Source organism: Roseovarius sp. 217, from assembly GCF_000152845.1.
In the GTDB taxonomy this organism is placed as follows: Bacteria; Pseudomonadota; Alphaproteobacteria; order Rhodobacterales; family Rhodobacteraceae; genus Roseovarius.
Genome location: NZ_CH902584.1, coordinates 874,784 through 886,685 on the forward strand (window position 1 = coordinate 874,784; position 11,902 = coordinate 886,685).

Below are 11,902 nucleotides of genomic sequence, written 5' to 3' on the forward strand. Positions count from 1 at the left end.
ATGAGCCTCGATGATTTTCACCGCAACTTTCGTTCCGATCTGCAGACCATCATCGCCGAGCGCGTAGAGGCCGGCGAAGGCCCATTTCCTTCGGATGAGCTCGTTTTTGCGGAAATGGTCATGGAGCATGTCGCAGAAACCGGGATCTGCGAGGCACCAATCGTTTGCCACTGGAACGGCAAGATCGGCAACGCGAAACTCCGCATTACGGGCTATGCGCTCAGCTCCGATGAAACGGCGCTCGACCTCTTCGTGACCCACTATTTCGGGACCGAAGAACTGAACGATCTGAGGGACACTGATGCCACCGCAACCGCAAGCGAAGGCGTTCGCTTTCTGTTTCGCGCGGCCAGCGGCAACCTCGATGCAAGGATCGATCCGACGCATCCGGTCAGGGATCTGGTTGCGACCATTCGTTCTCGCTGGGGCGACATCGACAGACTTCGGGTGTTCGTGATCACCGATGGCAAGACCAAGACCAAGCGGTTCTCGAACAAAGAGGTTCACCAGAAGATGGTGGCCGTTGAGGCCATGGATATGGAGAGGCTGTTCCGCCACACCGAGGGCAAACCGCGAGACGAACTAGCCGTAAGTTTTGTCCAGTCGATCGGTCGGGCGCTTCCCTGCGTACATGTCCCAGACCCTGACGCTGACTACGAGTATGCCCTAACTGCCATTCCCGGGCAGCTCATTCGGGATCTCTATCTGCGCTACGGGACGACCCTGCTCGAAGCCAATATTCGCACCTTTCTGGGGAACAAGCGCGCGGTCAACAAGGGCATCGTCGAAACGCTGCGAAAGGAACCGGAGCACTTCCTCGCCTTCAACAATGGCCTTGTGCTTGTCTGCGACGAAGCGGCCTTCGAGCGGACCGACGACGGGAATCTGGGCCTGTCCTTCCTCAAGGGTCTGCAGATCGTGAACGGCGGCCAGACAACCTCGACCATCTACTTCTCATCCCGCGATGATCGTACCATCGACCTCAGCCATGTCATGGTCCCGGCCAAGATCATCATCCTCAAGGGATCGCAGGACGAAGCGCGCGAGAGACTGATAAGCAGCGTGTCCCGCTATGCGAACAGTCAGAACGCGGTGAAGATGTCCGACCTGTCGGCGAACCGCCCGTTTCATCGAGAGCTTGAGAAACTCGCGAACGATACCTGGTGCCCTGACGGTGCAACGCGATGGTTCTACGAGCGCGCAGCTGGCGCCTACAACGTCATGCTTCTGAGAGAAGGCACCACGCCGGCCAAAAGGCGAAACCTGAAGGAGATGATTCCGCCGAAACGCAAGCTGACCAAGAACGACATCGCCAAGTACCACGAAGCGTGGCGCTGCAAACCGAACCAGGTCGCCATGGCTGGCGAGAAGAACTTCGCGGCCTTCATGGCTGCACTCGATGCCGATCCGACCATTGTGCCCAGCCCGCTCGATGCCCGCTGGTACCGGGCGATGATCGCCAAGGTCATTCTGTTCAAGGCAATCGAAAGCATGATCAAGACGAAGGAGGCGAAGGAGGTTTTTCGCCAAGGATGGGTCAACATCGCAACTTACGTCGTTTCGGTGGTCGCTGACAGACTTGGCGACAGGCTCGACCTCGAACAGATCTGGATGCGGCAAGGGATTTCAGGCGGTCTGCGCGACCTGCTCTGGGACTGGGCCGTCGTCGTAAATGCAGAGTTCATCAGGATTGCTCCGGGCCAGCAGATTTCAGAAGTGGCGAAGCGTGCGGACACTTGGACCAAGATACGGGCGGCAACCTTCAGAATTCCCTCTATTAGTATTCTGGAAGTGAAGCAGTGAAGCGGCTAATTATGAGAGAAATCTAGGAGTTGAAATGTCCGATAATCCAAGGGGAACATTTACACCGGTACATGGAGTGCTCCCGAATCCAAGCGAGCCGGACTGGGATGAACCCACTGATCTAGGCGCGGGTGAAAATGAATCATTGCCAATAGACCCGCTACCTGAACAGGGCGCGCTTACGTCGGCTGATCAATTAATCTCCGCCTTGCAAACAATAAAAGAAATCTTGGAGCAAAAAATTGACTCCTTAAATAAACGAGGAGCTGAGCTCTTTAAGGAGTCAAACTACGCAGAAGCCCAAAAGAAGGCTGAGCAGGGAAAAACCCTCGCCCATTTCAAGTCAAAAGCTGAAGATCTGCATAAGGACTGGCTATTCGTTAGTAAGGATATCTTTCTGGATAATGAAGTGAAGGATTACGAAAGCCAAAACGGCACGCGTAAGCGCAAAGCGCCACAAAAGCTCATTGTCCACTTTGAAAATGACGATCGAATTTTTGAGAACTCTGCAGCTGAAACTTTCTCGAGAGCAATTGCCAAGATTGGCATCTCAAGAGTTGAAGGCTTAGGAATCAAACGGTTGAATCATCCTCTTGTTTCCCTCAGCCCGCCAGACAAATATCAGTCAAACTTTGTCGATGGGCATTACATAGTAACGCACTTTAGCACGGAAGATAAACGCCGATTGCTTCTAGAGATCGGGGAAAGATTGGGAGTGTCTATTCAAGCAGATTTGGTGGATTAGGTTTGACGCGAAAGATAGAGAAAATTAGGATTCGATCCGACGACTTGGTTCTAGTCGGGTACTTTTTGTCGCGTTGCACAGACTTTTCCGATGGCAAAGCGCCAAGACCACCTGCAGCACTGGGCGTGGAAAGTTGGAACAGTGCATACGACCTTTTCTTTAATGTTCTTTCGGATGGTCGCTCTCAACAACAGTTTCGCCATACTCTAAAGGGCACACGAGACATATTTGACTCCCTTTTTGACAATGGTCGAAAGGGTTGGTCCGTAGGGCAAAAAAGAGGACCACAGCTTAGTGAACGAGACCGCGCAGTTCACGAACACTGGATACGGAACAGCGATGAAGATCTGTTCAGCAGGGTTCGTGAATTTCTTGTAGAACAGGGTCGACATCGAAATCCGGCTTGGACCCGTGACGAGCTAATCATTGCTCTCGATTTTCATCTGAATCATCGTAATTTTGATCCTCGACCCCAGTCTGAGGAACTCGTTGAACTCGCGCAGCGTATCGCAAGAGTTAGTGCGGCCTTGGGCCTGATCGATCGCGGATTGCGTTTGCGAACGCCAGATGCAGTCGCCATGAAGTTACGAAACTTCAGTTCTTTCGACCCCCAATACACCGATAACGGCAGAAAAGGGCTTACCAATGGCAACATGCTTGAAATTGAGCTTTGGGAGGAGTTTTCGGGACGTCCGGACGAGGTAACGCGGGTTGCAAATGGGATCTTGCAGTTAATCGGCGCCAGTGAAACGGAGATATTGGCTCTCGACGACCTCGATTTCGAGGCGCCAGAAGGTCGAATAATGACCCAAGTTCATATTTCCCGAGAACGAAACAGTACACTCGTGAAGAAAAAGAAGGCCGCCGCCCTGAGACAGCATGGCGGTCTTGCCTGTGAGGTCTGTGGTTTCGATTTCTTGCAGACCTACGGAGAGAGGGGCCGGGAATTTATCGAATGCCACCACACCCTGCCGGTTTCATTGCTCGGTGAACACGGTAAGACGAACCTGAAGGACCTTGCCTTGGTCTGCTCCAACTGCCACCGGATGATACATGCCCGGCGCCCTTGGTGGTCAATTGACGATGCTAAAGCCGCGGTGAACGGCGCCAACGGATCAAGAACCCAAAGCTGAAAGAAGCAATCTTGAAATCTGCCTCGCAAGAAATGGCGGCACGGCGTTTCCGACTTGGACATATTGCTGCGTGCGGTTGCCAAGAAAAAGGTAGTCGTCGGGAAATGTCTGCAGCCGAGCAGCTTCACGCACCGTCAGGCTCCGGCACTGGATCGGGTCGGGGTGAATGAAGTAGTGGCCATCTTTCGAGATATGGCTCGTGACCGTCGTCGATGCCTCGTCCGCCAGCTGAACCCGGAAGCGGTCATTGAAGACACCGCTGTGCCAGTTGCGGTGATCGGGGCTGAGCACCAGAGGAAAATTGGCGGCCTTTGGGCTATAGCCGCGCACTGCTCCGAAGACAGCGGCGAACAGATACCGTCCCAGATCCGACACCATGTGCCCGCGCGTTTCGTGCTGGGCAATGGCGCGCAGTTCTGGCCGCTCAAGCCAGCGCAGCAATTCATCGTTTGAGGTGCCATAGCCATCCGGCTGGCATGACGCTGTCCGACGGCTCTGCGCTTTCGACTTCATGCGCTTGGCAACGGATGAGAACGCTTCCCGAAGCGGAGCATTCTCTTTCCCCTTATGGATTTTGGCCAGAAGTTTCGCCGCTTCGACAACCTCGTCTCGCCACGCCGATGAATCGTCTCTACCACGACTGATGCCGCTGCGCAGGTCGGGCATCGTCCCGATTACGTCGCTGACCGTTCGCGTCAGAGCCGAGACCGCAATCTCGGCGCGCGCAGCCTTGCCCGAGAGGTCGGACCGAATTCCTACGATGATCACCCTGTGGCGCCGTTGCGGGACCCCGAACTCCTCAGCACGCACGATGAAGTCAGATGGTCGTGCGGCTTCTCGCAGGCTGGCTTTTCCATCCTCCACCCGGACCGCCCGAAGATCGTAGTGGTGATCCTGGCCCGTACCAAGCGAGGACAAGTCTTCCATCAGCATCTCGAAGACAAGTCGGCTTTCGATAGTCGAGGACAGCATGCCCTTGACGTTTTCCATCACGAAAGCAGCGGGACGAAGCCTGTCGAGCACGCGGATATACTCTCGGAACAGGTAGTGCCGCTCATCTTCTTCAGGCACATAGCCAATCTTGCCCTTCGCCCGAGCGCGCCCTACCAGGGAATAAGCCTGACAGGGCGGTCCGCCGATGAGAATCGTATCGTCATAGTTTTTGCGCAGCTTCGCGATGGCACCGTCAATCGCCCTTGCAGCGGTCTCAGTGCCTAGTTCGAGTGCACGAGCCTCATCAATGGCAAGCTGCCACGCTTCGGCGTCGACTGCTGACCAGTCCGGCTCGGGAACAAGCCCGGCATGGAAATCGATGAACGGTTCGGGCAAGACACCGTGAAGCGCTTGGTATTCACGCAGGAACGCGCGCAGCGCTAGGGTGCGATGGGCCGATGCCTCCTTCTCGACCGAGATCCCGATCCGGAACGGCGCATGTCCGTCCTCGACGAGGGAAGCAAAACCCTCACCAAGTCCGCCTGGACCGGCGAACAGATCGACAATGCCGAAAGTGGCTGACAAATCAGGCTCCTGACGAATTTCATTCAGTCGGTGTATACTAGGTTCCAGATCGAAGACCAGGGTGCACGTGGCCGATATCGTAGACAAACAGACCCGATCCCGAATGATGGCCGGGATCAAGGGGAAGAACACGAAGCCCGAATTGGTGCTTCGGCGGGCACTTCATGCGCGCGGCTTCCGTTACCGGCTGCATTCGAAGACTGTCCCCGGGCGACCTGACCTCGTGTTTCCGAAGCATCACGCAATCGTCTTCGTGCATGGCTGCTTCTGGCACCGCCATGAGGGCTGTCGTCACACAACCACTCCATCGACACGTCCGGAGTTCTGGCAGGCGAAGTTCGACGCGAACGTTGCGCGGGACAGGTCGGTGCACGATCAGCTGCTTGATGCTGGCTGGCGTGTGGCAACAGTCTGGGAGTGCGCGCTCAGGAGACCGGCGGAGACTGCATTGGCAGCCAATCTCTTGGCCGCTTGGCTCCGCAGCAGTGCTGCCGAAATCCAAATTGGGAATGCAGTTGTCATCGCCGGCGAAAATGCAGGATAATGTGCTTCAAGCTGATTGAAATTCCGATTCCGTTCCAAATGGCCGAAGGAGACTAGCGTCGAAGTCAATTTTCGGCCCTCGAAATAAAAACAATAAATCATCTACTTACAAGCCATTCACTAAATCGGCGCAGTCATGAGGTCTGGAGAATATCGGCGCTGAGAGGCTGCTTCCGGCCCTCCCGGCACATGGGCCGGTGAACAGCCCCGCCCGCATAACCCTTGAATATAACGGAAAAATCCGGCCGCAGCCGGATCGGGAGAAACGTTTCTCAAGGGCAAGTGGCGGAGGGAAAGGGGTTCGAAAACTTGCGCTGGTTGTGATTCTGACGTTTCGATCGTCAAGCCATCCCAAGCAGGCATAAGGGTCCGAGAGCTTTGGCAAGCGAACTGCGCCAGAATCTCCCGAACCTGAGAATCGTGTATAGTAACGATCGGTAGCTGGCACTGCCTATCCAGTGATAATCGTGACGTTTTCCTGCGCGCGGGTGATCGCCGTATACAGCCAACGCGTCTCAAATTCCCGGAAACAGCCGGATTCGTCGACAATCACAACATGGTTCCACTGGCTGCCCTGCGCAGAATGCACGGTGAGTGCATAGCCATACTCGAAGTACTGCGATGACCGAAGTTCATTCGTTGAAAGGCGCACGTCTTTTCCGGTGAAGTATTCCTTGAGCACGTTGATGCGCTTTTTACCCTCCTCGGGAAAGTCTTCGGACCTCACCAAGAGCGAAATCTTCGCCGGGTCGGACTTGTGCTCGCTCGCATCCGACACGGCTTTGAACAGTTCACCGTTAAGTACACCAAGGCTGTAATTGTTGCGCCGGCAGACCAACCGATCACCAATCTCCGGCCATGTTGACCTAAAGCCAAGCTCCTCCCTGATCTCACGATTCAAACCATGGCGCGTGGCATTGCGGCCAACGAGGATCTGGTCCCCAGCGAGGAAGTCCGGCATGTCGACCTCGTCAGAGCTAATGACACGGCTCTTGCCGAATGTGCCGAACCGAAGCGGCCGCCCTTCCCGGACATCCGTGGCGAGCCGCAACACGGGGCTCTCCTTGGCCTGCCGATGAATTTCCGTGAGCATCACGTCCGGTTCTTCGTTGATGAAGTATCCAGCCCCTTCAATCGGCGGCAACTGGGCCGGGTCGCCGAGGACCAGGATCGGCACCTTGAACGATTTCAGATCCTTCGCGATCTTGGCATCGACCATCGAGCATTCATCAATCACGATCAGCTTGGCGGTTGCCGCAATGCTCGCATCGTTGAGTTCGAACTCGAAAGTTCCGTCGAACCGACGCTTGTGCTCATAGATCAACTGGTGGATCGTGCTGGCACCTTCGCAGCCATTGCGCTGCATCATGAGTGCTGCCTTGCCAGTGAAGGCGGCATAGCAGACATCACCATCTACACCTTCGGTCAGGTGCCGTGCCAACGTTGTCTTGCCGGTGCCTGCGTATCCGAAGAGGCGAAACACCTGCTTTCTCTTGCTTTCGTGCTTGAACCAGTGCGCGACCTTGTCGAGAGCCGCAGCCTGCTGCGGCGAGAACTTATGGGTCATATTGGTCAACTTTGATACTCCGTTTTTATGGGGTGGGTTGGATTTTGGGTCGACGGTTGGATCGGCGACCGCAACGGTCGCCGAGTGGGTTTAAAAGGTGCTCGGTGAAGTCGTAGGTTTGCACCACATCCGCGTCAGATCGGAGACCTTGGTCTTGTAACGCTCCCCTAGTGCACTCGTTCTTGTTCCCCGGTGCGGAAAGAAATTCTGCATATAGTAGGGGGGCGTTACCAATCTTGTGCCGGAGAATATGAACTCATCCCGGGAGGTAGCAGAGCTGTAACGCTCCCCTATTATATTACATCTGTTCCTGTGTATTCCTCCGGATCTAAAGAGACCTTAGGGGAGCGTTACACACCTCTAACCTGCACGCGGCTGCCCTTCTTGCTCTGCGGCAGCAATCTTGCGTTTACTCCGGAAACGGGCGACCCGGTCCCGGACGACACGCTTGCGGTGGTCGGCAATCGGTTCCGCGCTGCCTATCTTGGCGAGCACGGACGCCACGACCTCGTCACGCAGCTCAGTGCATGCTGCGCGAACGGGACAGCTCAGACAGGGCGGCTTGAACCGCGGCTCCTCCTCGTCCAGCGAGTCCTCGGCCCCAGGCAAGCCGAAACAGCTCTGCAGAAGATCGCCGGGACCCGGGCGTTCGTGTTTGTGCAGGACGACGTCAAAGCTCCTCTCGACGCGCTCTGCGGCGAGCGACACGACTTCAGCTCCGACGTGACTACACTGCTCCCGCGACAGGTAGCCGAGGGCAAGCACGTTACGCGCGATGAAGCCATCCAGTGCAGAGCTACTGCCCTCCTCCGCCTCTGTGAGCTCCTGCCGAAACCGCGTCTGCGCAGGCAGTCCCTGATCGTGGATCAACGCATATTGCGTCATGGGCCGCATTCTCGTCAGGGCGAGCCTGCGCCTGTCACCGGTCCAGAAGTCCTCCAGCTTCCCAAACCACGCATCACGTGTTTTCGGATTAGGGCCCAGCTGGTTCGGTTGAGGAAGATGACGGCGATTGCGCGCGAGCGCAAAGTTGAAGGCAAACTCGAGATAAGTCTCGTAGGGCATCGACAGCATGTCCGCGGCCTGCCGCGCGGTCCACATCTGTGTCAGGTAGCTGTTCTGGGTCCACGTCTTGTAACCCGTCGCGATCTTGATCTGTTCTCCGGCATTCCGGTCGATATTTGCCTTGTAGGCATTCTTGTACGCTTCGACGTATTTATCCTTGAAGATCTCTGTCGCCCTAAGCGGGTCAAGAAAGCGATACGCCGGCCATTTTTTCAACAGGAGCACAGCTTCAGCTGCGCGGTGCTCGCGCGGGATCACCTTCACGATGCGACTGAGGCGGTTTATGCGCGCGCTGTAATTCATCAGTGTCATTGACACACCCTTTCGTTTCCGGAAATCCGGATCAGTTGTTCTCGTTGTATGGTTTTCGGTTTTGGCGCGGATCTCAGACGCGGTGCGTCTCTTCCTCGCCATCGTCCCAACGCCCATCGGTCCAGTGACCAAGCTTGAGGGCCGTGTTACGCAAACGCGAGAATTTGCGCCGGGCATTCTCAATCATATCATAGGCGTTGATGTAAGGAGGCGCGATGTAGTAGCCGTCCTTGGCCTCATCGACGGTCCGCCGCAGCCCCTCGATTTCGCGCAGGAGCTCGCTAGCGCGTTTGTCCAAGAGGCGCTCCTGTTCAGCCCGATCCAGACGCAAAAGTCTTTGCCACGACGGAAAGGGCGGCAAATGGGGCGGGTAAACACCACATTCCTCACAGGACCCAAGTTCGAGTTTCAGATGCTCTGCTTCGAGTACATACAGGATGTGGTGTGTCAGATTCATAAGCATTTCAAGATAAAACTCAGGGTTTCTCTCAATGCCAGCATGCCTTGCCAGTAACTCAGTGAGAAACTGGATTTCCTTAACATTGACGCCTGCTGCTTTCGCTTGAGGCAAGGACGTCTCTGCACGCGATGCTGCCTCGAGAGCTGCAGCATAAGCATTTTCCTCAGCGGTTGCATGCCGCGAGCGATTGGTGATATTCATGGGATAGCCTTTTGTTCGAGGGCTCAGGTTGGGCAAGAAGAGGGTCCTACCCCTCGATCTTGCCGTTTATTGGTGGGTCGAAATTGCAGTTTCGGCCCACCGTATCTTCAAGCAGTTCATTCGGGTGTCGTTTTCCGTTTTCGCGATCTCCTTCTATGCATCCGTTATCAAACAAGTCGCTCACTCGGGGCAACTTGTCGCCCAGTTCACTGTGTGCGAAGTCAGTTGATTATCCGGCGTTAAACCAACCAGTATTCCCGAAGTTGCACTAGTCTTCGATGACCCGCCACTCCGGCACCGAGCGACGCACCATGCGGTCAAGTTTTTCAAGCAACTTGTTCAAACGCACGGCCTCTTTCATCGCAAAGGCCCGATCTACATTCTCATCCGCCTCAAGTTCAGCCAGACGCGCCTTGATCTCATGCCGTTTGTAATTGTTGATTGCGGTCGCAAGAAGCAGAGCCGTATCGCCTAGAATACCAACAGTAGACTCAGCGCGACCAAGCGCCCCTTTGGCGCCATCGAAGAGATCACCATCACCGAACGCGGAGATCCTGTCGATTACGTAATCGTGCGGGTCACGCTCTTCATCAAACGGTGGAAGCTCAAATCCAGCCAGGCCGGTGTATTGAATGAGTTCATCGATATTGCCGTCGTTTTCCGCCCATTCTGAGAAGGGCATTCGATAGAGATCTGAAACAGGATCTCCACCCTGGCGGCGCAGTCGCGCCTCCTCTTCACGTTCCTTTTCGCGCTGTCGCCGCTTTCGCTCTGCCGGACTTAGAACCATGACGTTACTCCTTGATTCGAGACGTGACGCGATACTGTCACGTGACATGTTTACGTCACGTTCCCATAATTGAGCAAGCGGTTTTTTCGCACGAGGCGAAGAAAACTCTCGAAGGCTCTAAGATAGATTTTGCAGGGAGGCTTGAGACCAGATTCACCAGATCTTCTCACTCAGACAACGAGAGCGACGCACTCGCCCTAATCTAAGGAACGCAGTGTTGCTCTCAAAGGAAGCGCGCCCACTACCATGTGACACAAGCCACGAGGATCACCCCAGAGCCGCAATGCTTTGAGAGCGCCTAGAGCGGCCCAAGGGCACGTGTGGAGCCTTTGCAGAGAAGTGGGGCACGTCACGCCCCAAAGCGTTCTCACGGCCTCTCTCTGAGCCTCTGGCAGCCCAAACTTGAACGACTACTTGATCAGCCCATCAGGTGATTGATCACCCGATCGAGCTGCGTGAGCGCCGTGATTTGAAAGCAGACCAGATCGGCATACGCCAATTCTCGCATTGGCTTCAGTGCGGAGTGGCGACCGTATATGGGCTTTCCATTGAACCCCTTGACCGCGTTGAGAACCGAAGCGGGAGCGAGGCGGTGACCCAGACTGTTGTCCTCAAGCAGTTGGCCTACACGGCTTGCAGCGACCCAGAGGTTGGCTGGGGTCTTCGGCCCCTTTTCGAACATCAACTCCATCACTTCGCCGCCCTGCCCACGCAACAAATAGCGCGCGGCCAACTTTCCTTGGTGCCCGGCCGGATGTTCTGTGGCGCTCTCATTGAGCCTCCGCAAGCAGGCGGCCTTCAGGTCTTCTCGGTTCATCATGCAGTCTCCAGCCTCGTCAGGTCGAGCAGGTGCTCGCGGACCTTTCTTCACGGTACTGCACAAACTCCGCCAACTTCGCACCGGTCCACATCTTCGGCATACAGGAGATCTGGTGGCATGTGCGATAGGCATAACTGCGCGCAGCGATCCAGAATTTTAAATACATGTCGCACTTTTTCGAGATTCTCCTGTCCGGGCAAAAGTTGCAGATTGCCAGCCCTGTTCAACGATTTCAGGATCTTCAGTATACAATGCACGGGCAAGTTCATTCCCATCACTGTCGGTGCCGTGAAGTGCTGAGGGGTCTTTGCTTTGGGAGCTTTGGTCACAGGACAGTGCCGGCACCAATACGCATCCCCTTCGCGATCGCTGTAAATGTCTAGGACTTCGCCGGATCCCATTCATTCCTGCTGATGGTAATACCCGGATGCTGAGCCATTCCTCGGCGGGGAGGATTTGGACTAATCTTGGCAACGCAATTGTAGGGTACGTTCTGGCACTTGCCGGCGCCCGCACACATCACCGGCACTTTACCCGATGACCAACATCCGGATGATCAGCTTTTGATCAATCGAGGGACGCCCCATGTGGCTGTAGAAGGGGCGAAGAGCCTCCCGCATCCCATCCACGTCGAGGAACCGGTCGATCTCGCGAAGCATACGGCCTGAAGGAACATGACGCTCCAGATCGAAGTCATAGAACAACTGTGCCGGTGCCGTTTGGGTGCCCATCATGACAAAATCCTCCAATCCCCTCATAATCGTGTGAATCAAATGATTTGCCGCACTACAAAAAAGACTTTTTCAACAGCATGGGCGGAAAGTGTGAGTTCGCTGCACCTACAAGGGCATCCTATCAAAGACATGAAAGCGGCCATTCACGGCTCAGATTCAACACCACCATGCTGCACCAAGCACCAAGGTCGGCAATGCGCAGGGAGCCGAC

General features: G+C 55.5%; 10 protein-coding genes and 1 pseudogene. 4 read left to right on the forward strand and 7 right to left on the reverse strand.

All coding sequences use genetic code 11. The annotated features are described in order from the left end of the window. The 3 genes from ROS217_RS04110 to ROS217_RS24620 all read left to right on the forward strand — a co-directional run bounded on the left by ROS217_RS04110 (window position 1) and on the right by ROS217_RS24620 (window position 3,681). Entirely contained in the window at window positions 1-1,803 is a 1,803-nt protein-coding gene (locus ROS217_RS04110) for an AIPR family protein (RefSeq protein ID WP_009816406.1), read from the forward strand. Between the two features lie 34 nt (window positions 1,804-1,837). Next, window positions 1,838-2,548 (forward strand): hypothetical protein, encoded by a 711-nt coding sequence (locus tag ROS217_RS04115; RefSeq protein ID WP_157046539.1) that lies wholly within the window; start codon window positions 1,838-1,840, stop codon window positions 2,546-2,548. Between the two features lie 125 nt (window positions 2,549-2,673). Continuing rightward, window positions 2,674-3,681, forward strand: a complete 1,008-nt coding sequence (locus tag ROS217_RS24620) for an HNH endonuclease (RefSeq protein ID WP_254656372.1) — start codon at window positions 2,674-2,676, stop codon at window positions 3,679-3,681. Here ROS217_RS24620 and ROS217_RS04130 read toward each other — a convergent pair. Further along, window positions 3,664-5,199, reverse strand: coding sequence for a DNA cytosine methyltransferase (locus tag ROS217_RS04130; protein WP_009816410.1), 1,536 nt, complete (start codon window positions 5,197-5,199; stop codon window positions 3,664-3,666). The two genes, ROS217_RS24620 and ROS217_RS04130, sit on opposite strands and share 18 nt — an antisense overlap. Window positions 5,200-5,266: 67 nt before the next feature. Here ROS217_RS04130 and ROS217_RS04135 point away from each other — a divergent pair, with 67 nt between their 5' ends. Continuing rightward, a complete protein-coding gene (locus ROS217_RS04135) occupies window positions 5,267-5,743 on the forward strand; it encodes a very short patch repair endonuclease (RefSeq protein WP_009816411.1) in 477 nt (158 codons plus the stop codon). Between the two features lie 450 nt (window positions 5,744-6,193). Here the strand turns inward: ROS217_RS04135 and ROS217_RS04140 are convergent, their stop codons facing one another. From ROS217_RS04140 to ROS217_RS04170, 6 genes and pseudogenes are all read right to left on the reverse strand, one after another. Beyond that, window positions 6,194-7,309 carry an ATP-dependent DNA helicase gene (locus ROS217_RS04140; RefSeq protein ID WP_009816412.1) on the reverse strand — a complete coding sequence of 372 codons (1,116 nt, stop codon included), beginning with the start codon at window positions 7,307-7,309 and terminating at the stop codon, window positions 6,194-6,196. Between the two features lie 360 nt (window positions 7,310-7,669). Then, on the reverse strand, window positions 7,670-8,686 hold the full coding sequence (locus ROS217_RS04145) for a hypothetical protein (RefSeq protein ID WP_009816413.1): 1,017 nt from the start codon (window positions 8,684-8,686) through the stop codon (window positions 7,670-7,672). Between the two features lie 73 nt (window positions 8,687-8,759). Then, window positions 8,760-9,347: a hypothetical protein gene (locus ROS217_RS04150; RefSeq protein WP_008279210.1), complete on the reverse strand. Its 588-nt coding sequence runs from the start codon at window positions 9,345-9,347 to the stop codon at window positions 8,760-8,762. A 268-nt stretch (window positions 9,348-9,615) separates the two neighbouring features. Continuing rightward, complete coding sequence (locus ROS217_RS04160) at window positions 9,616-10,137, reverse strand: hypothetical protein (protein WP_157046540.1); 522 nt, start codon at window positions 10,135-10,137, stop codon at window positions 9,616-9,618. A 418-nt stretch (window positions 10,138-10,555) separates the two neighbouring features. After that, window positions 10,556-10,954 carry a hypothetical protein gene (locus ROS217_RS04165; protein ID WP_009816415.1) on the reverse strand — a complete coding sequence of 133 codons (399 nt, stop codon included), beginning with the start codon at window positions 10,952-10,954 and terminating at the stop codon, window positions 10,556-10,558. Between the two features lie 536 nt (window positions 10,955-11,490). After that, window positions 11,491-11,691, reverse strand: a pseudogene (locus ROS217_RS04170) (IS5/IS1182 family transposase); the annotation flags it as partial. Between the last annotated feature and the right edge of the window lie 211 nt (window positions 11,692-11,902).